Genomic DNA, 22233 nt, shown 5'->3' on the forward strand with positions numbered 1-22233 from the left:
CTCAGAGGGCGAAATTCGTCAGCGGCAGGTTCTCGAGCACCAGGTCGGCGCGGTCGCGGGTGTTCGCGATCAGGTCCGCGTTGCGCTGGTCCGAGCCGAGCGCGCGCTGCCGGGCCTCGACCAGCGAACGGCCGTAGCGCCGGTGCCGCGACACCAGCCGCTCGATCCGCTCCGGTTCGTCCGGGGCGAGGAACCAGGCCTCGGTGAGGTACTGCCGCACGCCGCTCCACGGGTCGTCCGGAAGCAGCAGGTAGTTGCCCTCGGTGATGACCAGCTGCACCTCGGGCGCGACCGGGACCGCGCCGGCGATCGGCTCTTCGATCTCGCGGCGGAACTCCGGCGCGTACACCGTCTCGCAGCCGTCGGCGAGCCGGCGGATCAGATGCACGTAACCGGCCGCGTCGAAGGTGTCCGGCGCGCCCTTGCGGTCGGTGCGGCCGAGCCGCTGCAGCTCGACCTGGGCCAGGTGGAAGCCGTCCATCCCGACGACCGCGGCCCGCGAGCCGAGCGCGTTGGCGATCGCCCAGGCCAGCGTGGTCTTGCCGGAGGCGGGCGCGCCGATGATGCCGAGCACGTGCCGTTCCCGCGGTTTGGCCAGCTTCTCGGCCCGCGCCAGCAGATCCTCGAACGCCGTCATCGCACTCCCTCTTCTCTGCTCTTCGCCAGTTCCCCGACCGGCCCGGTCCACGAGCGCGGACCCACGTGCCGGACACGTTCCGCGGCCACCGCGTTCGCGTAGCCGATCCAGTCCGGGACCGCGTTGTCCCGTGCCGCCACGGCGTACGCGAGCGCACCGTGCCACACATCCCCGGCCCCCAGCGTGTCCCGCGCCTCGACGGCCGGAACGGGGACCTGCCCAGAGTCTTCCGTAGTGCTCCAGGCGACCGGCTCCGGGCCCGCCGTCGTGATCGTCACTGACACTCCGCGTTCGGCCAAACTCGGTGCGGGAGCACGGAACCGCGCTGAACAGGCTGCCACGTGGACCAGTGGCAGCAACTGGTCCAGTACCGGTTTCCAGCTGCCCGCGTCGAGGATCACCGGCACCTCGCGAGCGCGGGCTTCCCGCGCGACAGCAAGCGCCAGCTCGGGATGGTGCCCGTCGACGAGAACCGCGCCTACACCGTCGAAAAGCGGTGCCAGGTCAGGCAATTCCAGGGGCTGGTCGGCGGCAGCGTTGCGGGAGACGACGGTTCGTTCGCCGTCGCCGTCTCGCACCACGACCGCGCTTACCGGCGGCGCTTGCGTGCGTTGTGGTGCGAGGTCGACCAGGTCAACGCCGCAAGCTTCCAGGTCAGCGCGGGCGAGCGCGGCCAGCGGGTGTGTACCGAGAGCCGTCACGAGAGTCGCTTCGGCACCGAGCGCCGCGACGGTCACCGCGGCGTTCGTCGCTGGCCCACCGGCCGCGACATCCACCTGCAGCGACTGCACTTTCTCGCTCGGTTCCGGGAATTCCTCGACCCGCTGTACGACATCGACGGTGCACAGCCCCGCCAGCAGCACTCGCACGTCAGGTCAACCCGGCGTGCGTGGTGGACGCGACCTCGACGACTTCGCCGTTCTCGTCGAGCTTCAACGCACCGGTGAGCAGGCCGACGACCTGGTTCATGCTGTGCGTCTTCGGCGACACCACGGCGACCCGCTTGCCGAGCCGGTGCACGTGGATCCGGTCGGCGATTTCGAAGACGTGCGGCATGTTGTGGCTGATCAGCACCACCGGCAGGCCGCGCTCGCGGATCCGGCCGATCAGCTCCAGCACCTTCGCGGATTCCGCGACGCCCAGCGCGGCCGTCGGCTCGTCCATGATCACCGCTTTGGTGCCGAACGCCGCCGCGCGCGCCACCGCGACGCCTTGCCGCTGCCCGCCGGACAGCGTTTCCACCAGCTGGGTAATGGATTTGACCTTGATGCCGAGGTCGTCGAGGATCCGCTGCGCTTCGGTGCGCATGGCCGCGCTGTCGAGCTTGCGCAACCCGATGCCGAACGGTCCCTTCAGCCGTTTTTCCCGGCCGAGGAACATGTTCGACGCGATGTCCAGTGCCGGCGCGACCGCCAGATCCTGGTACACCGTCTCGATTCCGTAGTGCCGAGCGTCCAAAGGGGACTTGAAGTGGACCGTCTTGCCGTCCACTTTGATCTCTCCGGCATCCGGCACCACTGCACCGGACAACGCCTTGATGAGACTGGACTTTCCGGCCCCGTTGTCGCCGACCACGGCAAGCACCTCGCCGGGGTAGAGGTCGAAATCGGCACCGTCGATGGCGGTGACCCGGCCGTAGCGTTTCACCAGGCCGCGCGCGGAAAGCGTGGGCTGCTGCTCGTTCGAGGAAGTCATGACTGCTGCTGCCTCCGTGCGATCCGGTCCACGACCACCGCGGCGATCAGCAACGCGCCGGTCGCCAGGTCCTGGTAGTTGCCGTCCACGCCCATCTGCGTCAGCCCCGAGCGCAGCACCGCGACGACCAGCGCGCCGAACAGCGTGCCCAGCACCGAACCGCGGCCGCCGAACAGGCTCGTGCCGCCCAGGACCACGGCGGTGATCGAGTCGAGGTTGCCGAGCTGGAACTGGTTCGGGTCGGCGTTCGGCGTGCGGCCGAGCGCCTGCCACGCGGCGATGCCGAAGCACAGCCCGGCGACGAGGTAGACCGACAGCACGGTGCGGTTGACCTTGATCCCGGACAGCCGCGCGGACTCCGGCGCGTTGCCGACCGCGTAAACGTGCTTGCCCCACGCGGTTTTCGTGAGCGCGTACCAGACGGCGAGGAACATGAGCAGCGCGAGCGTCATGCCGTAGGTGATCGGGATGCCGCCGAAGAGGTACCGCTTCGTGCCGAGCCAGGTGAGCAGCCCGTCGGAGACCGGAACCGCCTGTCCGCCCGCGATCAGCTTCGCCACCGCGGTCAAGCCGGTGAACGTGCCGAGCGTGATGATGAAGGCGGGCAACTTGATCCGCGTCGCGAGGGTGCCGATGAACAGGCCGACGACGACCGTCAGCACGACCCCGGCGATCAGGGCGAAGAAAACGTTGGTGACCGCCGCCAGTTTCGCCATCACCAGCGTTGCCACGACCATCGACGACGCGTTGGAGAGGTCGATGCCCGCGATCAGGATGATCAGCGTCTGGCCGAGCGCGAGCGTGCCGACCACCAGCGACTGCTGGACCACTGTGGACAGATTGTCCAGGTCGAAAAAGGTGTCCGTGGCGAAGGAAAACACCAGTACCGCCACGACCAGCGCCAGCGCCGGGCCGACCGCGGGGGCGCGCAGGAAGAACTCGCCGAGCGTTTCGCGCTCGCGGTTGTTGACCGTCTTTGCCGTCGCGGTCGTCATTTCCCGCCTCCCCAGCAGTTCTGCAGACCCCAGGCGGTGTCCTTGCTCGGCACCCCCGGCATCGGGTGGTCGGTGATCGCGGTCGAGCCCGTGTTCACGAACCCGCTCGGCTTCTTCCCGGTCTTCGCGTACTCGACCGCCGCGAGCACGCCCTGTTCGGCCATCTTCCGCGGGAACTGCATCACGGTGACGGCGAACTGGCCGTTCTTGACGTTCTGCACGCCCTCGCAGCCGCCGTCGATCGAGCCGACGGTGAGCTGGCTGTTGAGGCCCCGTGCCTTGAGCGCCGCGTACGCGCCGCGGCCCATCGGCTCGTTCATCGTGTAGACCGCGTTGAGGTCGGTGGTGCGCTGGAGGAGGTTCTCCATGCCCTGCTGGGCGAGGCTCTGGTCGCCGTTGGCGTTGGCGTGCCCCTTGATCTGCGGCGCGCCGTCCTTGAGCCCGATGCCCTTGAGGAACCCGCCGTGCCGCTGGGTGTCGACCGAACTGCCCGCGGTGCCGTCGACCATCAGGATCTTCGGGTCCGCGCCCTTCAGCGCCGCCTTGACGTACGCGCCCTGCTGCTCGCCGGCCGCGAAGTTGTCGGTGGCGAAGGTGGCGTCGACCGCGTCCGGCGGTTCGGTTGCGGTGTCGAGGGCGATCACCAGGATGCCTGCGTCGCGAGCGTCCTTGATGGCCTTGAGCACGCCGGTGGACGAGCTTGGCGTGATCAGGATGGTGTTGACGCCCTGCTGCATCAGGTTCTCGATGGCGCGCACCTGACCGTCGTTGTCGCCGTCGAACTGACCGGCGAGCGCGCTGAAGTCAGCGCCGTTGGCCTTCGCCGCGGCGGACGCGGCATTACGCAGTTCGACGAAGTACGGGTTGGTGTCGGTCTTCGTGACGAGGCCGACCTTGGCCTTGCCGCTGCCGCCGGTTTTGGAGCTGCCGCCCCAGTGACGTTCGACGGTGCACCCGGCGGTGGAGACCGCGACAGCGGCCGCCAAAGCGAGTGCGGTGAGACTCCGGTGTCTCATGGAGATGCCCTCCGAATCGAGGTGCGAGCTTGCCGATGGACGGGAAGGTAGACAGACTCAGGGGTTGACGCAAGCGTTTGCGCAAACGCTTGCCGACGCTCCTGGTTTCGCTCTCTTGGTGAAGGACAGACATGCCGCGACCCCGCTCCGCCCGCCCGACCCAGCGCGACATCGCCGAAATGGCGGGCGTGTCGATCACGACGGTCTCACACGTCGTGAACGGCACGCGGGCGGTGGCCGAGGAGACGAAAGCCGCGGTGCTGCGGGCGATCGAGACCACCGGGTACACCGGCGACGCGATCGCGCGTTCGCTGGTCACCGGGGGTACGCGGTCGATCGGGATGGCGATCTCGCTGGTCGCGAACCCGTACTTCGCGGCGCTGATGCACGCGATCGAGCGGGAGGCGTCGGCAAATGGCTACACCGTGCTGCTGGCGGACACGCACGACACGGCGGGCACCGAACGGGACGTGGTGCGCGCGCTGCGGTCGCGACGGGTCGACGGCCTGCTGATCACGCCCGCGCCCGGCGACGGGTCGGTGCTCGGCGAACTGGTGTCGCTGGACGTGCCGACCGTGCTCATGGACCGGCTCACCACCCGGACCGACATCGACCAGGTCGGCGCGGAGAACATCCAGGCGACCTCGGCGCTGACCGCGCATCTGGCGTCGCTCGGCCACCGCCGGATCGGCATGATCTCCGGCGCTCCTGGCCTAACGACGAGCGACGAGCGTGTCCTTGGCTACCGCCTCGGCCTTGGTCGCTCGGGCCTGACCTGGTCGCCCGACCTCGTGGCGTGTGGACAGTCCTCGCGCGACGGCGGCGGACTGGCTTTGAGCACGCTGCTGGCCCTGCCGGAACCGCCGACCGCGCTGGTGGTCGCCAACGACAGCATGATGGTCGGCGTCCTGCACGAGGCGCGGCGGCGTGGTTTGCGGATCGGCCAGGACCTGCCGGTGGTGGTGTACGACGACGTCGAGTGGGCCGATCTCGTGGACCCGCCGCTGACGACCATGGCCCAGCCGATCGACGAAATCGGCAAGCGAGCGGTGCAGTTGCTGCTGGCTCGACTGGCGGATCCCGGCCGTCCCGCCGAGACTGTGCGGTTGCCGCCAACCCTGCGGCACCGGGCTTCGTGCGGGTGCTCGTAGCCTGCGGTCTTGACTGCCCGGTGTAACCAAGCAGGTGCTTCGTTCACTCACCTCAGTGATTCTCGGGACCCGATCGTCTCGGACCCTCTCGCCGGTGGCCCAACACTGGCTACTGTTGGGTAGGTATCGACGACGAGGGCCATGAGAAATGACCGTTCTGGCGCCGGAGGTCTCCCACTGGGACCTGCCGGTCACCCATCGGTTCGGGGTGGCATTGGGGAGGCACGCCAGCCCGTACCACGACCAGTTGCTGCGTGCCATCCGCGGCGCTGCCGCGCGCGCGGGTTGCGACCTGCTGCTGGCCGACACCAGCGATTCGGCGCGCGAGGAAGCCGAAGTGCTGCGCGCGCTGCAAGCGGACCGGGTCGACGGCGTCCTGTTGGTGCCCGCCCCCGGTGACGAGGCCGTGGTCAATGGGCTCGTGCGCACCGGCGTGCCCACCGTGCTGGTCGACCGCGTCGCCGGCCGCAACGACGTCGACCAGGTCGGGTCGGAGAACTTCCAGGCCATGTCCGCACTCGTCGAGCACCTGGCCTCGCGGCGGCACCGGCGGATCGCGCTGATCACCGGAGCCGAGGGCACCACCGTCAGCGAAGAACGCGCCCTTGGCTACCGCCTGGGCCTGGGCCGCGCCGGGCTGCGATACCACCCGGAACTGGTCGCGTCCGGCCAATCCACGGCAGGTGGTGCCGCCCGCGCCGCGGCCAAACTCCTGGACGGCTGGCCATCGCCGACCGCCCTGGTCGTCGCCGGCGAGGCGATGCTGATCGGCGTGCAGTGGGAAGCACACCGACGGGGCATCCGGATCGGGTCGGAACTGGCCGTGGTCGGTTACGGCGACATGGACTGGGCCCGCACGGTTTCGCCCGGCGTGACGACGATGGCGCAACCGATCTCAGAAATCGGCCGCCGGGCGGTGCAGCTGCTGCTGGCCCGCTGCCGGGAGCCGGAACGCCGCCCAGAATCAGTCCGCCTCGCGCCGCGGTTCCTGCACCGCGCTTCCTGCGGCTGCTGACTGTTATAGGGATGCCGCCGCTTCCAACAGCATCCATCCTCCAATTTGGACAGACAAGTCCCGCTGCGCTTTGTTTGACGGGTTCTCCGCGGGCTTCGACCACTCCGCACTGAACAGCGGCCCGGTTTTCTCTTGCGCTGCCCCGTTCCAGCATGCTTCGGCTGACTTCTGCACGAGGTTCTTCGCCGTTTCCGCTTCCGGCCTTGGCAGGTTCTTCGCCGCGAGGGCCAAGTAGCGGGCGAGGATCGCGGAGAACAGCCCGCCGTCGCCTCCTTCTGAGCCGGGCAGGATTCCTTCGGGTGCCATGTGTTCTTCTACCGCCCGGATGGTGCGCGCCGCATCGTCCGGGCGGTCCTGTTCCAGGCAGGCACCAAGGTAAACCCCTTGGCAGTACGAGAAAATATGCTTGACGACTTCACCGGTGTCCGCGCGAATCCCATCCCAGACGAGGCCGGTTTTGGGGTCTACCAACGTATCGGTGAGCCATTGCGTCATTTCCCGCGCACGCTCGCCGTCACCCGACCGGGCGTGGAAGATGGCCGCCGGACCGTTCGCGGGGGTATTCTTGAAGGAGTCGCCGCGCCGCCACCAAATTCCTCCGCCAAGGTCTTCAGTCCAGCCTTCATGCAGCCGTTTGTCGATGGCTTCGAGCGCTTCGTCCACTGTGGACAGATTGTGCTTGCGCACTCGTTGCAGGGCGAGTCCTAGCCAGGCGATGTCGTCGTAGTAGTCGTTGACCCACGAGCCGAAGTTGCGTCGGTGCACCGTCGTGATGAAGCGGTCGATCAGCCGCGCCCGCTCGCCGGTGGGTGCACGAAGCTGCGCGTCGACGAGGCTGTCGAGGAGATGGGCCTGCCACCAGTAGTTCCAGTGCCAGTGGAACCGCTGACTCACGGTAGGCGGCCAACCGCTGCGGCCGAGGGCTGTGCCGGGGATTGCCCATAGGCGACGGAGATGCCTGGCGCACACCGCCCGCTCGGCTGCCGCAGCACGAGCGGTGGCCTCGGCACGAGCAGCCGCAGCAGCATGCTCGGCCGCAGTGGCATGGGCAGCCGCCTCGGGCTGACTGACCGCTTCAGCCTGCCCGGCTGCTTCAGGCCGCTCAGCCGTTCCGGCCTGCTCAGCCCTTTCGGCCCGCTCTGCTGCTTCTGGCCGCTCAGCCGCCTCGGCCCGCTGTGCCGCTGCGGACCGCTCGGCTGCCTCGGTCTGCCCGCCTGCTGCAAGCCGCCCGATCGCAGCGGGCCGTCCAGCCGCCTCAGCCCGCTCAGCCCTTTCGACCCGCTCCGCTGCTTCTGGCCGCTCAGCCGCCTCGGCCCGCTCTGCGGCCGCGGACCGCTCGGCTGCCTCGGCCTGCCCGCCTGCTGCAAGCCGCCCGATCGCAGCGGCCTGCCCGGTTGCCGCGGGTTCCTCGGCGGCCGCAGCACGCTCACGCGCCTCAAGTCGCCCGACTGCCATAGGCTGTTCGGCTGCCGCGTGCTGCTCAACTGCCTCGGCTGCAGCGGACGGTCCAATTGCCTCAGCCCGCTCTGCGGCCGCAGACCGCTCGGCTGCCTCGGCTCGCCCGGTCGCTTCAGCCTGCCCGGCTCCCTCAGCCTGTTCAGCCGCCTCGACTCGCCCGACCGCTTCAGCCTGCCCGACTGCTTCAGGCCGCTCAGCCGTTTCGGCTCCTCCGGCCGCAGCGGTCCGCTCGGCTGCTGCGGCCTGCGCAGCGGGGTCGGTCGCATCGCCGTGCGCAGCAGAGTCCCTGCGCGCAGCAGAATCGTCAGGCTCGGCGGTCATAGATCGATTCTGCCTGCACAGTGGGAAACTTGCCTCCCCACGGCACTGCCCGACCAGCAAACAACCCCGGTAGGCGCGCGTCCCCACCGAACCCCGCGGTCAGTGTCGAGGCTGGGGAGTCGTGAGTGGCCATCCCGGTTAGAACCGGCATAGCCACTCACGACCTCACCAGGCCTTGGACAGATCCGCGTGCTGTCGAATCCACGCGTGCATCACGATGCCGGCCGCGACGCCTGCGTTGATCGACCTCGTCGTGCCGAACTGGGCGATGGACACCACCTTTGCCGAGTCGGTCTGCGCCGCCTCGGATAGGCCGGAGCCTTCCTGGCCGAAGAGGAGCAGGCACTCTCGGGGCAGCACGGCGGTTTCCACTGGCTCGGCACCGGGGGTGTTGTCCACGGCCACCACGCTCAAACCCGAAGCTGCGGCGAACTTCAGCAGGCTTGCGACGTCCTCGTGGTGGCGGAGGTGCTGGTAGCGGTCCGTGACCATGGCGCCCCGGCGGTTCCAGCGGCGGCGGCCGACTATATGCACTTCCGCGGCGGCGAAGGCATTCGCCGTACGGACCACTGTGCCGATGTTGTGGTCGTGCTGGAAGTTCTCGATCGCGACGTGGAACGGGTGCCGCCGGGTGTCCACATCGGACACGATCGCCTCACGACGCCAGTAGCGGTAGGCGTCGACCACGTTGCGGCGGTCGCCGTTGGTCAGGAGTTCGGGGTCGTAGCGCGGGTCGTCTGGCCAGGTTCCCGGCCAGGGACCGACGCCGACCTCCTCGCGGTTCACCCACTCGGTGGGGCCCGCTTCGGGGGTTCCGTCGTCACGAAGGACGATTGTCGCTCAGCCGAGGCTGACGCCGTGCGCCGGACTGTCGTCGTGGCGGTGGCGCCACCGCAGGTACGCGCCCAGGTACGAGATCACCAGCACCGCCAGCGCCACCGCGATCACCACCGGCAGCAGCGAGCGCGGGACCACCGTGCCGTAGAGGTAATACGCGTTGAAACCGCCGGGCAAGTCGCCCAGACCCTGCTGATGCCGGAAGAAATTCTCCAGCGCGGTGAGCGGGCACGGAATCGGCGTGACATTGACCAGCACGCCCCACACCGCGAAGAAAACGTGCCCGAAAATGATCTTCGGCCACCGCCACGCGAGGAAGCCGCCGAAGCCGATGAAGAGCAGGGCGAGGATGTGCACCGCCACCGTGACGTCGGCGAGAACGTGCGCGACCGTCGTGTCCACCTTCGCCCCCTTCCAGTGCACCTACCAGCGACGTTACTCCGATTTACCGCACTGGGAGCGGGAAATAGGGGGACCTGATGTGATGTTCGACCCACCGGAGCAACGGTTCACCCGGCAGGTAACGGAGGGATCACTCCGGGTAGGAGACCGGCCGGGAAGGCCGCCACGATCGACCCAGCGGCGGCGTAAACGGCTCCGCTCCGTACATCTGGAGGGAGGCGAATCGGTGGGTGAAAGCGGCGGGAAAAGCTGTTGACGAACGCGGTGAAAGGGGAGCGATCGGTGCGAGGGGAACTACTTTGATTGGGGGCAAGGGTCCGGCCGGTACGAAGTGACTGCGGGGGCTGGCTAAGAGCAACCGCTCAGCAAGGGAGCACTGCCCGAGCAACCCGCGCTCAGCAAGGGAACGCCGCCGAGCAACCCGCTCAAGCGGTGAACGCTGCCGGAGCAACCTGTTCAGCCAGTAAAAGCCGCCGGAGCAACCTGCTCAGCCGGTGAAAGCTGTCCCGTCGATGTCCGTCACCACCAAGCGCACCCGTGCGCCCGCCCACTCAGTCCCGTCGAGCACTTCACGCACTCGAGCCTCAGCGGCCGACAGCAACGGCGGCAGCGGCAATCGCAAGGCCACCAACCGGACCTCCACCGACTCGGGCGTCAGGTCCACCGAGCCGCCGGCTGGGTCGGTGGGGAGCCAGCTGATCTCCGCGGCCACGCTTGTCGCGGGGCGGAGGCCGTCGACTGCCGCCAGTGCGTCGGCGAGTCTTCCGGCTAGCGAACGCGGATCGGTCACTGCCGCTCCACTTCGATGTCCAAAATGGACACTCGGACGGCGTCCACGGAGCGGCCGGTCTGTGCGAGGACTTCCCGGAACACGGCGCGTTGCACCGCACGGCCCACGGCGGCGGCCTGGTCGGCTCCCGAGATGATGACGTCCACCTCGACGGTCAGGCGGTCGTCGTGGGTGCGGACCCGGACGCCGTCGGCGGGGGCCGGTTCCAGACCCTTCCATCGTTGCCGGGCAGCGCGGGTCCAGGCGGTCGCCAAACCGCGCAGGCCGGGTTCCAGGCGCACTACTCCGGCGGTTTCGGCGGCCGCCTGCGCGGCGACGCTCGCGATCACCGGGGCGGCGATCACGTATTCGGCGGTCATTCCCCGTCCTCGTACACGTCTTCCACCAGCAGATCCAGGCTGACCAACGAAATACCCACCCGTGAGGTCGCGGCGGCGGACACCAGTTCTCGTACGCGGGCCAACGTGTCAGCGCCGCTCGTGTTCCCCAGGCGCGTCGTGAGGGTGAGTTCTACCTCGACCTGCGCGGCACCCGAGGGGTCGACACCGACCTTGCGCACCCGCACCCGGCGGGCGCGGACGTTGCCGGCGGAATCGGCCGCGTAGCGGAGCACGACGGCGACGGCTTGTTCGCTCACCTCGACGGAGCCCGGCTCGGACGCGGGGAGGTCCAGCATCTGGCCGCGGCGCACTTCGGCGCGGACGGCCGACATGATCCGGCCTACCAGGTCCGGCGGGGTCGGGTCCGGCTCGTCGATCAGCTCCTGGGTCGCCGAGCGCAGGGCCAGCAGGCTTTCCCTGGCGGTGCGGCAGTGGACGCAGTCGCGCTGGTGCTCGTCGGTCTCGTCCAGGTGCTCCCAGACCGTCTCCAGTTCCCGGCCGCACGGCAATTCGTAGTCCTGGTTCACCTCCACGGCTTCATCACCTCCGCCAGCTGCGCACGGGCCCGGGCGATGCGCCCCCGGACCGCGGTGGGGTTCGCGCCGACGATCTCGCTGATCTCGTCGTACGACCGGCCGTGCACCTCACGCAGCAGCCAGCACGCCCGCTGCTGCGGGGTGAGCGTCAACAGCGCCTCGTCGAGCGCCGCGAGCTGGCCGCTGACCTGCGCCGCGTGCTCGGGCTGGGTGTCGCGCCGCGGGGACTCGGCCAGGTCGAGGTCGACGTCGGCCTGCGGGCGGCGCGCCCGGATGACGTTGAGACAGCGGTTGGTGGTTCCGCGGTACAGCCAGCCGACGAACGCCTTGTCGTCGTTCAGCTGCGCCAGCTTCCGCCACGCGCCGAGAAACGCCTCTTGCACTACGTCCTCGGCGTCGCCGCGGTGGTGGAGCATTTTCAGGGCAAGCCGGAACATCGGGCCCTGATAACGCAGCACGAGCTGTTCGTACGCGCGCACGTCGCCGTCTCGCGCACGGCCGACGAGGGTGGCGTCGTCGAGCGGGACACTGGTCGTGGTCACGGCACCCCCTTCCGTCAGGGGGACACCGCGGAGCGGGCATTCGTCACGCACGCATTGTGAGTGACGGTGCTCACTTTCGCTCGGCTGAGCACTCAGCTGAGCCCGAGGTCGTCCTTGCTCAGCAGGTACCGGTACTCGAGCCCGGCCTTCTCGATGGCTTCCCGCGCGCCGGTGTCGCGGTCGACGACCGTGGCCACGCCGACGACAGTGGCCCCGCCCTCGCGCAGCGCCTCGACCGCGGTGAGCACGCTGCCGCCGGTGGTGGAGGTGTCCTCGACGGCCAGCACCCGCTGCCCGCGCACCTCCACGCCCTCGATCCGGCGCTGCATCCCGTGTTCCTTGATCGCCTTGCGGACGACGAACGCATCGAGCACCACGCCCTCCGCCGCGGCGGAGTGCAGCATCGCCAGCGCTACCGGGTCCGCGCCGAGGGTGAGCCCGCCCACCGCGACGTAGTCCCAGTCAGCGGTGAGCTGCCGCAGCAGCTTGCCGATGAGCGGGGCCGCCGCGTGCTGCAGGGTCGCCCGCCGGAGGTCGACGTAGTAATCGGCTTCCTTGCCCGAGGCCAACGTGACCTTGCCGTGCACGACGGCCAGTTCGCCGACCAGCCTGGCCAGTTCGAGCTTCGCAGTTTGATCCAACCCGGGGTACGCCACGGCCGAGAGTCTTACACACGCCACCGACAACTTCCGCGCGTCACTCCCCGGTCGCGACGGCGGTCACCGGACGCGTCCGCGTCGCCACCCATGCCGGGAGGACGGCGGCGATCAGCGCGAGCGCGACCGCGGTCGCGACGATCACCAGGTAGATCGACACTGGCCCGTCCGGCAGCACGCGGCCGGTCGCGACGAGACAGAACGGCACGATCGCGCCGGCCGACACCACGGTGCCCAGCAGGACGCCGATCGCCGCGATCAGGCCGCCCTCGCCCGCGGCCATCCGCAGCACCTGTCCTCGGGTGAAGCCGCCGAGCCGCTGCAGGCCGAACTCCCGCCGCCGTCGCGAAGTGGCCATGACCAGGGTGTTCACCACCGAGATCACCGTGTAGCCGACGATCATGCCGACCAGCAGGTAGTTCACCCACGCACCAGTCTCGTCGGCTTTGGCGTTCGCGGCGGCCAGCGTGGTGCGGTCGCCGACGGACACCGGGAAACCGGCGGTCGCGGCGGTCAGGCTGTGGGTCAGGCGGGCCTGGTCGACGCCGGGTGCGGCGCGGACGAGCACCTGCTTGGCGAGACCGGCGGTGGTGTGCCCGGCGAGCAGGTCGGCGGGCAGCAGGAGCTGTTCGGCCCCGGCCCGCTGATGCACGATCGCGACGATGCGAAGGGTCCGGTCGGTCCCGTCGCCGAGACGGAGCGTGACGGACTCGCCGACCGACCGGGATACCTCGGCGGTGTCCGGCAACGCGATCGTGTCACCGGTGAGGTCGGCGAGGTTGCCGCGGACGACGGTGGCGGCGGTGGTCGTCGCGTCGGTGAGGCCGAGCGCCGGGTAGCCCTTCTTGGTCTGGTTCTCGTCGAACGGCGCGGTGATGAACGCCCGGCTGCTGACGTACGTCGAGACCGCGGCGACGCCGTCCGCGTGCCGGACGCGGTCGATCGCTTCGGGAGAAACTCCAGTCGGGCCAGCGACAACCGCGTCGGCGCGGAGGTCTTCGGAGAAGGCTTGCGCGGAAGCGGCGGTAGTCGTGGTCTGCAGGTAGATGTTGGCGGTCGCGATGCCGACGGCGAGCATGATCGGCGTGACCGCGCCGGCCACGCGGGTGGCCGCGTTGCGCGTGTTGGTGATCGCCAGCCAGCCGGTGACGCCGCTGACCAGGCGCAACGGACCCTGCAACACGATCGCGGTCAGCTTCGTGACGCCCGGGCTGATCATCGCGACGCCGATCGCCCACAGCATCACCGCCGGGCCCGCCGTGCTCGCCGCGATGGGTCCCGTCATGACCGCGAGCGTCACGATGCCCAGCGCGGTCCCGCCGCCGAAGCACAGGATGGCCACGATCAGCCGCACCGGCGTCAGCCAGTGGCGGGGCACGGAGGCTTCGGCGAGCGCTTCGGTCGGCCGGATGCGACCGACGCGGAATCCGGCGACCAGCGCGGAAAGCCCGACCGCGAGCAGGGTCGCGCCCGCCGCGATGAGCATCGGAATCCAGCCCTGATGGAACTGCACGGCGGGCGAAATGAACCCGCCCGAGGTGAACTGCTCGAACAGCCATCCGCCGAACACCGGGCCCAGCGCGGCCGCGACTCCGGTCGCGAGCACGCCGATGACCAGCGCTTCTCCGAGCACCATGCGACGCAGCTGCCGAGGGTCGTGCCGATCGCCCGCAGCAGAGCCAATTCCCGCTGCCGCTGCCGCACCGACAGCATCAACGTGCTCGCGATGACGAACACTGCGACCGAAATGGACAGTCCACCCGCGACGCCGGACAACGGGATCAGCCGTCCGCCGCTCGCTTGCGCCTCCGGGAATTCGGCGAGGCCGCGCTCATCCCCAGTCAGCACGGAAACGCCCGAACCCAGCTGCAACGCGGTGGGATTGTCAGTGACGACACCGAAATAGTCGACCTTGCCGGGGTGTCCGGAGAGCTGGTCGGCCACGTCGTCCGCGAAGAACGCGTCAGGCTGATCACTCGTCCGCGCGACGCGGTATTGCCGCATCGTTCCTTGCACAGCAAGGTCAACGGTGGCTCCAGCCGACACGCCGGTAGCTGCGGGCAGCACGACTTCGTCAGCACGCGGAGCGGGGCCCGGCAACCGAGCCGATTCCCAGCCGTGCGCGGTCAGCGGCTGCTTCCCCAGCGATACCGGGAAGTTCACTGCGCCGACCACAGTGGACACTCCAGGCGTGGCCCGGATCTGGTCCGCCAGTGAACGGTCCAGCCGGACCCGCTCAGCCAGATTCACCGACTGCGTCTTGGGCTTGTCGGAATGCTTCTGAAGCTCGAAATCCTGTTGTCCGGCAACGACGGCCGACGTCCAGGCCAGCCGGTGCGGCGGCGTGGCGGACCGGATCCCGGTCTCCATCAGGCCGGCGCAGGCGGACACGATCACCGCGCCGAGGAACGCGGCCACGAACGCGGCGATGAACCCGCCGGTGCGGAAACGCAAGGTGCGCAAGGCAAGGCTGAACATCAGAACCCGCCCACCGGCATCCGGTCGGCCCACGCGCCGAGGTGCGTCATGCGTTCCGCGACCGCCGTCGCGGTCGGCCGGAGCAGCTCACCGGCGACGCGGCCGTCCGCGAGGAAGACGACCCGGTCCGCGTAGGACGCGGCGACCGGATCGTGCGTCACCATCACGACGGTCAGCCCGCCGCGCACCGATTCCGAAAGCAGGCCAAGGATTTCCCCGGCCGTGCGAGTGTCGAGCGCACCGGTCGGCTCGTCGGCGAACAGCACCGCCGGACGGCTGACCAGCGCGCGAGCGATCGCCACCCGCTGCTGCTGACCGCCGGACAGCTGGCCCGGCAGATGCTTGCGCCGGTCGCTCAGGCCGACGTGCCCGAGCATCTCGGCGACGCGGCGTCGGTCCGCCCGACGTCCGGCCAGCCGCAGCGGCAGCACCACGTTCTGCTCGACGGTCAGCGAAGGCAGCAGGTTGAACGCCTGGAAGACGAACCCGACCTTGTCCCGGCGCAGTTTCGTCAGCTGGGTCTCGGAGAGGGTGCCCAGTTCCTGGTCGTCGAGCAGCACCGAACCGCTGGTCGGCCGGTCGAGTCCGGCCGCGCAGTGCAGGAACGTGCTCTTGCCCGAGCCCGACGGGCCCATCACCGCGGTGAACCCGCCGCGCGGAAAGGACAGGCTCACCCCGTCCAGTGCCGTGACCCGGCCGTACTCCTTGCGGACGGATTCGAGCCGCACCGCTTCCCCAGTCGCCATGGGGAAAACGCTATGGGCTGGCGCGGGAAAACACCCTGGGGCACACCTGCCGGGACGGGGTAGGGCTGTCCCTACCCCTCAGGTGCGGCGGCGGTTGCCGAACCCGCCGGCGAGCTTGCGCAGCACCGGGCGCGGCAGCAGTCCGCCGAGGCCGACCAGGGCTTTGTACTGCAGGCTCGGCACCGAAATCACCTTGCCGCGACGCAGGTCAGCGAGCGCTTCGTCGACCACCTGGGCCACGTCGAGCCAGAACGCCTTCGGACCCTCTCGCCGCAGGCCAGCACGCTCGTGGAATTCGGTGTAGGTGAAGCCGGGGCACAGCGCCATCATCCGCACGCCCGCCGGGAGCGACATCGCGATGCCCTCGGTGAACGACGTGACCCAGTTCTTGCTGGCGGTATACGTCGAGCCGCGTCCCGAAAAGAAGCCAGCAACACTGCTGACATTAATAACGTCGCCGCGGCCGCGTTCGACCATGCCGGGCAGTACCGCCCTGGTCAGCTGCAGGACAGCGGTCACGTTCACGTCGAGCTGACGCTGCAGCTCGTCCGCCGGAATCTCCCAGAACTCGCCGCTCAGCCCGAAGCCGGCGTTGTTGACCAGCAGGTCGACCGGCTGGGTTTCGAGCAGCTCAGCGACCCGGCGACGGCCGTCCACTTCGGACAGATCGGCGGACAGCACGGTCACCTCGACGCCGTGCCGCGCGCGCAGCTCCTCGGCCTGCGTGTTCAGCCGCTCCTCGTCGCGGGCGACCAGCACGAGGTCGTGTTTCTCGGCAGCGAGCCGGCGGGCGAATTCCGCGCCGATGCCCGCGGTGGCTCCGGTGATCACAGCAGTGGTGGTCATGTGGGTGAAGCTACCCGTTTTTCAGCTGCGTTTGCGCTGGTGGCGCAGTATGGTCCGGCACATGGGCAAGCACACCAAGCGGACGCCCGGATATTTGCCCCGGATGGCCGCCGGTGCGGCGCCCCTCGCTCTGCTGCTCGCCGGCCCGGCTTCGGCGCTGGCGGACACCCCGCGCGGGGGACTGCCGCTCGACCTGCACCAGCACGGTTCCTCCTCCGACCTCCAGTTCACCCGCGACGAGACGATCGCGACGCGCGACCTGCCTGCGTCCGCCGCGTCGAACCTGAGCCAGACGCTCGACCAGGACACCGCCGGCCAGTCCCAGACCCACGACCTGCGCCTCGGCGCGCCGGGCCGCGCGTTCACCGGCAACGACCTCGACGTGCACCACACCCGGCCGTTCGACGACGCGCACGTCGCCGGTCTGGACCAGTCGATGCGGCACGGCGTCCAGCTGCCCCACGGCGTCGACGCGCTCTCCAGCAGCAAGACCGGGGCCGAGACCGGTTTGGCCGGGCGGTTCTCCGGCGACCTGATGAGCGGCACCCGCGTCGAACGCACGTCGGCCGATGCCGTCGACCTCGGCCCGGCGGGTTCGGTGGTCGCGAACTCGGACGAAAGCATGCTCGGCCAGTTCACCGGCACGCTCGACGTGGCGCGGCTGGAGTCGACCGAACGCCACAGCGTGTCCGGCGACCTCGGCCCGGTGCACGCGCTGGCGGCCACCAGCCAGTCGACCGCCGAGCGCACGGACCGCTTCCACGGCGAGCTGTCCGCGGCGGACATCGCGGCGGCGCGGGCGAGCAGCGGTTCTACTCTGGGTATTCCGGTTACGCGGAGCCAGCATGTAAGCACCGAAGTGCTGGGCAATCCGGTCATCGACAACGGATGGACAGTTTCCGGGCCGCCGTTCACCTTCTCGCCCGGCTAAGTTCACAGCCCCGGCTTGTCCGGTTCCGGAAACCGAGTCCGGACCGTTCCCGGATCGTGAAATCGCCCGCCAGACGAGCCGTCGCGGACCAGCCAGCTTCACCCGTTCGCCGTAAGGATGGCCGGGTTTCCTTCACCCACCGTGGTTATTCGCGGCGGGAATCCCGGTTCGACCAGGTGGGTCCGCCCCCGGGAGAGTCCCCAGCGGGAAGCCCACATCCGCTTGGATAGCCTGCGGGGCGTGGTCGACCTCGAATCCGTAGCCGCCGAAAAGGCGTCGCCGACAGCTATCGGCACGAGCCAAGCCGGGCGCCGGGCGCGGTTGCTCGCTGCGGTTTTCGGAATCGCTGGCGCGATCCTCGCGATCGCGGTCCCGTTCCTGCCCGTCACGCTTGAGCAAACCACCCTCGACTGGCCGACCGCCCAGGGCACCAGAGCGGTGTCCGCCCCGCTGACCGCGCAGGCGCCGATCTCGCTCGACGCGAAGGTTCCGTGCGCGACCGCGCGGGCCCTGGACGCGCGCACTGACGGCAGCGCCGTGCTGTTCAGCACGAACCCGCCCAACTCCGGCATCGGCGTCGTCACCGGCATGGCCCTGCAGGTCGGCGACGGCAAGCTCACGCTCTCTTCACAGGGCCAGCAGCTCGGCGACGCGCCGCTCGGCGAGGGCGACTGCACGATCGCCGTGCACAGCGACGCGAAGCACACCACCGCGTCCGTCGGCGGGACCCGGCTGGCCGATTCCACCGACGACCGCCGCCCGCAGCTCACCGGGTTCTACTCGGACCTCACCAATCAGGACGACACGCAGGGTCTCTCGGTTTCCGCGCAGGTCGACAACCGCTGGGCCAGCACCGCGACCGGCATCAAGCTGGCCGCGATCGTGCTGTCGGTGCTCTGCTTCATCGGCGCGATCCTCGCGCTGTACCGCCTGGACCGGCTTTCCGGCCGCCGCGCGCCCCGGTTCGCCGCGCGCGGCTGGTGGAAGCTGAAATTCCTGGACGTCGCCGTGCTCGGCACGCTCGTCGTCTGGTGGCTGATCGGCGCGATGACCGCCGACGACGGCTACTTCACGACCATGGCGCGCATCCGCGGCGACGCCGGTTATATCGGCGAGTACTACCGATGGTTCGCCGCTCCGGACGCGCCGATGGCGTGGTTCGTCGATGTCTACGCGGCAATGGCCAAGGTCAGCTCGCTCACCCCGTGGATGCGGTTGCCGTCGCTGCTCATGGGTGTCGCGTGCTGGATGCTAATCAGCCGCGGCGTGCTGCCCCGGCTCGGCAAACAGGTCCGGACCAGCAGCGCGGCCGGCTGGGCGGCGGGCGCGGTCTTCCTCGCGTTCTGGCTGCCTTACGACAACGGCCTGCGCCCGGAGAACATCGTCGCGCTGCTGTCGCTGATCACGATCTGCACGGTCGAACGCGCGGTGGCGACCCGGCGGCTCGGCCCGGCGGCGATCGGGCTGACCGTCGCGGCGCTGTGTGTCGCGGTCAATCCGCACGGGCTGATGGCCGTGCTGCCGTTCGTGGTCGGGCTGAAGCCGCTGGCGAAGATCGTGCTGCGGCACGCCCGCCAGTTCGGCTGGGTGCCGGTGCTCGCGCCGATCGCCGCCGCCGGGCTGGTGATCCTCGCGCTGATCTTCTGCGACCAGACGCTGCGCGGCGCGCTCGAATCGGTGCGGTTGCGGTCGTCGCTCGGCCCGACCGGCTCCTGGTACGACGAGCTGGACCGGTACTCGATGCTGTTCAGCAACGGCCCGGACGGCTCCATGACGCGCCGGTTCCCGGTGCTGCTGATCTTCCTCTGCCTGGCGACCTGCGCGGTCGTGCTGCTGCGGCGCGGGAACATCCGCGGCGCGGCGCTCGGCCCGAGCCGACGGCTGCTCGGCATCAGCGCACTGTCCTTTGTGGTCCTCGCGGTGGCTCCGACCAAGCACACGCACCACTTCGGCATGCTCGTCGCGGTCGGCGGGCCGCTCGCCGCGCTCACCGCGTTGTCGACCAGTACGACTGTGTTGCTCTCGCGCCGCAACCGCGCGGCGTTCTTCGCCGGGCTGATGGTGATCGTCGCGCTGGCCTCCACCGGGCCGAACGCCTGGTGGTACGTCTCGGCGTGGGGCGTGCCGTGGTTCGACCTGCCGCCGCAGGTGTTCGGCATCAAGCTGAGCACGATGGCGCTGGTCGCGGCGGCGGTCGCGCTCGCGATCGCGGCGATCGAGCACATGAAGCACAACGAGCACGAACCGTTCGTGCCGCCCGCGCCGGTGGCGAAGTCCGACCTGGAAAACCGCGGCCGGGCGCTGCGGCTCGGGCTCGCGCCGCTGTCGACGGTGTGCGCGATCCTGGTGCTGTTCGAGATCGGCAGCATCGCCAAGGGCATCCAGAAGCGCTGGGACACCTACAACATGGGGGCGGACAACATCCGCCAGCTGGCCGGGCAGAGCTGCGGGCTGTCCGACTACATCAAGGTCGAGCGCGACCCGAAGGCCGGGCTTCTCGAAGCCGCGCCGCAGCAGCCGCGGACCGCCGCGCCCGGCTGGCAGGCCCCCGCCGAGTACCGGACCAACCCGAACGACTGGCTCACCAGCACCCAGCAGGGCTTCGTCACCAACGGCGGGATGCCGTCGGACGACAAGTGGAAGCCGCCGTACGACTTCGGCAAGGACGGCGCGCCGATCTGGGGCAGCTACCACAAGTCCGGCGACGGCGCGGGCGACCTGCGCACCCAGTGGTACTCGATCCCGGAGCGGGCGCGCGACGGCTCGGTGCCGGTCGTGGTCTCCCTCACCGGCAAGGCCGAGGACCCGAACTCGCTGACCGCCGAATTCGGCAAGAACACCCCCGCCGGGTTCGAGGTGGTCAGCCGCGAAAAGCTCGAAGCCAAGAAGAAGAACACCGAATGGCGGGACGCGCGGGTCAGCGTGCCCGCGGGCGCTGACCAGGTGCGGATCGTGGCGAAGGGCCGCGGGCTCGGCAGCGACGGCTGGTTCGCGTTCAGCGCGCCGCGGGCGCCGAAGATCGCGAAGATGACCGACGTGGTCGGGAAGGACCCGGTGTTCCTGGAGTGGGCCGCCGCGGCGCAGCACCCGTGCTTGCGGCCGTCGTCGATCCACAACGGGATCGCCGAGGTGCCGAAGTACCGGATCAGCGCTGGTGACGACCTCCGGACGGTCGGCCGGTACTGGTCCTCGCCGGCAGGCGGCGGGCCGTTCGTGTGGATGGACGCGTCGACCCAGATGCAGACGTTGCCGACGTATCTGGAAGGCGACGTCGATCGGGACTGGGGATCGTTGTACGAGGTGAAGCCCGAGGTCTCGAACGCGCTTCCGGCTTCGGCGGCGTTGCATCAGCAGTCGGTGACGCATTCCGGGCTGTGGTCGCCGGGGCCGCTGGCCAAGCCTGCCAACCCGACTGGCGAATCGTAATTTCGTGAGGGGAACCCTGAGGTCAGGGTTCCCCTCACGGACGTTTAGCCGCGGTATCGGGTGAACTGCTCGTTCATGATCAAGAACGCGCCGAGCCCGTGGAAGTCGTTGGTCAGCCGCTTCCGCGCGAAGTAGAACTGCAGGTCGCCGACGTTCGTGCCCTCGCAAATATCGGCGATGTTCGTCAGCCCGTCGGACCCGACGGACACCTTCTGCAGAACCCCGGCGTACCCGCGCTGCGCGACCTGGGCGTAGGAAGCGGGCAGGTAGCCACGCTCGATCGCCCGGGAGACGGTGAAGGCGTACATCGACGACGCGGACGTCTCCAGCCAATTCCCTTCGTCCCCGCCGTGGTCGACCACCTGGTACCAGCGGCCAGTCCGCTTATCCTGGAACCGGCGGTACCCGTCGGCGAGGAATCTGACGATCTCGATCAGCTCCGGTCGTCGCGGATGGTCGGCGGGCAGCACCTCGAGGATGTCGATCGCCGCCATCCCGAACCAGCCGATCGCGCGGGCCCAGTGGAAGCTGGAGTGCTTGCCCGGCCCGGTCGCCCACGGCTGGGTGCCGGTTTCGTCGTAGGCGTGGTAGATCAGGCCCTTCGCGGGTTCCTTGAGGTGTCCGAAGTAGACGGACAGATTCTTGGCGGACTCCTCGTAGCAGTACTTCGGATCGTTGAAAACCTTGCCGTACAAGGCGAGGAACGGCTGAGCCATGTACACCCCGTCGCCCCACAGCTGACCCTTGCGGCTGACCGCGTGCCACATCCCGCCGTCGCTGGTGCGCGGGTAGGTCTCGAAGCGCTTGCGGATCTGGTCGGCGGCTTTGCGGTACTTGGCGTTGCCGGTTTCGTTGTACAGCAACGGAAGCATCTGGCCGGCGCGCATCGAGTCGAGGCTGGTGAAGCTGTTGGAGATGCCGTCGTCGGTGATGAACCGGTCGTACCAGGCCACGACGTAGTCGAGGTATTTGCGTTCCTTGGTGCGGCGGTAGAAGAGGTACTGGCCGTAGAAGTAGAGGCCGAGCGGGTAGCTCCAGCCGCCGATGGACGACGGGGTGTAGCGCTTCATGGTGGAGTCGATGACGGCGCGGGACCAGTCGCGCGCCTGAAGTGCCGCCGCGGTCCCGGGCAGCGCGAGCGCTCCGAGCGTCGCCGCGGTCCCAGCCAGTACCGATCTCCTCGACACGGACATGCCGGTGTCCTTCCTGCTGTCGGCGGCGGCGGGAAAGGGGTCACCCGACCTCTACCCGGTGCCGGACGGCTCCGGCAAGGATCCTGTCCGGGGATGTCCGCTGGTTTCGCTGGATAGGCGCAGCCGGGCCCTCGGTCAGCGGGAAGTCGTCCGGAATGGACACCCGAACCCGGCGATTAGCC

Annotated in this window: 21 protein-coding genes; 4 read left to right on the forward strand and 17 right to left on the reverse strand. The window is 69.3% G+C overall.

What is annotated here, in order from left to right:
- Position 1: 1 nt before the first annotated feature.
- The 5 genes from RPX00_RS12185 to RPX00_RS12205 are packed head-to-tail and all read right to left on the reverse strand — an operon-like array spanning position 2 to position 4343.
- On the reverse strand, positions 2-637 hold the full coding sequence (locus RPX00_RS12185) for a nucleoside/nucleotide kinase family protein (RefSeq protein ID WP_406639626.1): 636 nt from the start codon (positions 635-637) through the stop codon (positions 2-4).
- Positions 634-1500 carry a PfkB family carbohydrate kinase gene (locus RPX00_RS12190; RefSeq protein ID WP_406642882.1) on the reverse strand — a complete coding sequence of 289 codons (867 nt, stop codon included), beginning with the start codon at positions 1498-1500 and terminating at the stop codon, positions 634-636. The genes RPX00_RS12185 and RPX00_RS12190 overlap by 4 nt, the downstream gene beginning before the upstream one ends.
- 7 nt (positions 1501-1507) lie before the next feature.
- The gene (locus RPX00_RS12195; protein WP_406639627.1) at positions 1508-2332 is read right to left on the reverse strand and encodes an ATP-binding cassette domain-containing protein; all 825 of its coding nucleotides are present in this window, start codon (positions 2330-2332) and stop codon (positions 1508-1510) included.
- Entirely contained in the window at positions 2329-3327 is a 999-nt protein-coding gene (locus RPX00_RS12200; RefSeq protein ID WP_406639628.1) for an ABC transporter permease, read from the reverse strand. The genes RPX00_RS12195 and RPX00_RS12200 overlap by 4 nt, the downstream gene beginning before the upstream one ends.
- Positions 3324-4343 carry a substrate-binding domain-containing protein gene (locus tag RPX00_RS12205; protein WP_406639629.1) on the reverse strand — a complete coding sequence of 340 codons (1020 nt, stop codon included), beginning with the start codon at positions 4341-4343 and terminating at the stop codon, positions 3324-3326. Before RPX00_RS12205 ends, RPX00_RS12200 begins: the two co-directional genes overlap by 4 nt.
- Positions 4344-4474: 131 nt before the next feature.
- Here RPX00_RS12205 and RPX00_RS12210 point away from each other — a divergent pair, with 131 nt between their 5' ends.
- Complete coding sequence (locus RPX00_RS12210; RefSeq protein ID WP_406639630.1) at positions 4475-5494, forward strand: LacI family DNA-binding transcriptional regulator; 1020 nt, start codon at positions 4475-4477, stop codon at positions 5492-5494.
- Between the two features lie 148 nt (positions 5495-5642).
- Positions 5643-6509 (forward strand): LacI family DNA-binding transcriptional regulator, encoded by an 867-nt coding sequence (locus RPX00_RS12215; RefSeq protein WP_378303611.1) that lies wholly within the window; start codon positions 5643-5645, stop codon positions 6507-6509.
- Positions 6510-6512: 3 nt separating this feature from the next.
- On the opposite strand, the gene RPX00_RS12220 is transcribed toward RPX00_RS12215, so the two are convergent.
- The 11 genes from RPX00_RS12220 to RPX00_RS12270 all read right to left on the reverse strand — a co-directional run bounded on the left by RPX00_RS12220 (position 6513) and on the right by RPX00_RS12270 (position 16501).
- Positions 6513-7478, reverse strand: coding sequence for a glycoside hydrolase family 76 protein (locus RPX00_RS12220; protein WP_406642884.1), 966 nt, complete (start codon positions 7476-7478; stop codon positions 6513-6515).
- Between the two features lie 975 nt (positions 7479-8453).
- Entirely contained in the window at positions 8454-9074 is a 621-nt protein-coding gene (locus RPX00_RS12225; RefSeq protein ID WP_406639631.1) for a TrmH family RNA methyltransferase, read from the reverse strand.
- A 54-nt stretch (positions 9075-9128) separates the two neighbouring features.
- Positions 9129-9527 carry a DUF2784 domain-containing protein gene (locus tag RPX00_RS12230; protein ID WP_406639632.1) on the reverse strand — a complete coding sequence of 133 codons (399 nt, stop codon included), beginning with the start codon at positions 9525-9527 and terminating at the stop codon, positions 9129-9131.
- Positions 9528-10014: 487 nt separating this feature from the next.
- Positions 10015-10317 carry a hypothetical protein gene (locus RPX00_RS12235; RefSeq protein ID WP_406639634.1) on the reverse strand — a complete coding sequence of 101 codons (303 nt, stop codon included), beginning with the start codon at positions 10315-10317 and terminating at the stop codon, positions 10015-10017.
- On the reverse strand, positions 10314-10676 hold the full coding sequence (locus RPX00_RS12240) for an Asp23/Gls24 family envelope stress response protein (RefSeq protein WP_406639635.1): 363 nt from the start codon (positions 10674-10676) through the stop codon (positions 10314-10316). Before RPX00_RS12240 ends, RPX00_RS12235 begins: the two co-directional genes overlap by 4 nt.
- Positions 10673-11230, reverse strand: coding sequence for an Asp23/Gls24 family envelope stress response protein (locus tag RPX00_RS12245; protein ID WP_406639636.1), 558 nt, complete (start codon positions 11228-11230; stop codon positions 10673-10675). The genes RPX00_RS12240 and RPX00_RS12245 overlap by 4 nt, the downstream gene beginning before the upstream one ends.
- A complete protein-coding gene (locus tag RPX00_RS12250; RefSeq protein WP_406639637.1) occupies positions 11221-11775 on the reverse strand; it encodes an RNA polymerase sigma factor in 555 nt (184 codons plus the stop codon). The genes RPX00_RS12245 and RPX00_RS12250 overlap by 10 nt, the downstream gene beginning before the upstream one ends.
- Before the next feature lie 92 nt (positions 11776-11867).
- The gene (gene pyrE / locus RPX00_RS12255; protein WP_406639638.1) at positions 11868-12431 is read right to left on the reverse strand and encodes an orotate phosphoribosyltransferase; all 564 of its coding nucleotides are present in this window, start codon (positions 12429-12431) and stop codon (positions 11868-11870) included.
- A 40-nt stretch (positions 12432-12471) separates the two neighbouring features.
- The gene (locus RPX00_RS12260) at positions 12472-14067 is read right to left on the reverse strand and encodes an FtsX-like permease family protein (RefSeq protein WP_406639639.1); all 1596 of its coding nucleotides are present in this window, start codon (positions 14065-14067) and stop codon (positions 12472-12474) included.
- An 841-nt stretch (positions 14068-14908) separates the two neighbouring features.
- On the reverse strand, positions 14909-15655 hold the full coding sequence (locus RPX00_RS12265) for an ABC transporter ATP-binding protein (RefSeq protein WP_406639641.1): 747 nt from the start codon (positions 15653-15655) through the stop codon (positions 14909-14911).
- A 78-nt stretch (positions 15656-15733) separates the two neighbouring features.
- Positions 15734-16501, reverse strand: a complete 768-nt coding sequence (locus RPX00_RS12270) for an SDR family NAD(P)-dependent oxidoreductase (RefSeq protein WP_406639642.1) — start codon at positions 16499-16501, stop codon at positions 15734-15736.
- Between the two features lie 61 nt (positions 16502-16562).
- On the opposite strand from RPX00_RS12270, the gene RPX00_RS12275 reads away from it, so the two are divergent.
- On the forward strand, positions 16563-17432 hold the full coding sequence (locus RPX00_RS12275; protein WP_406639643.1) for a hypothetical protein: 870 nt from the start codon (positions 16563-16565) through the stop codon (positions 17430-17432).
- A 240-nt stretch (positions 17433-17672) separates the two neighbouring features.
- The gene (locus tag RPX00_RS12280; protein ID WP_406639644.1) at positions 17673-20858 is read left to right on the forward strand and encodes an arabinosyltransferase domain-containing protein; all 3186 of its coding nucleotides are present in this window, start codon (positions 17673-17675) and stop codon (positions 20856-20858) included.
- Between the two features lie 44 nt (positions 20859-20902).
- On the opposite strand, the gene RPX00_RS12285 is transcribed toward RPX00_RS12280, so the two are convergent.
- On the reverse strand, positions 20903-22051 hold the full coding sequence (locus tag RPX00_RS12285) for a glycoside hydrolase family 105 protein (protein WP_406639645.1): 1149 nt from the start codon (positions 22049-22051) through the stop codon (positions 20903-20905).
- Positions 22052-22233 lie beyond the last annotated feature (182 nt).

Origin of the sequence: Amycolatopsis sp. WGS_07 (assembly GCF_045278895.1) — a bacterium.
In the GTDB taxonomy this organism is placed as follows: domain Bacteria; phylum Actinomycetota; class Actinomycetes; order Mycobacteriales; family Pseudonocardiaceae; genus Amycolatopsis.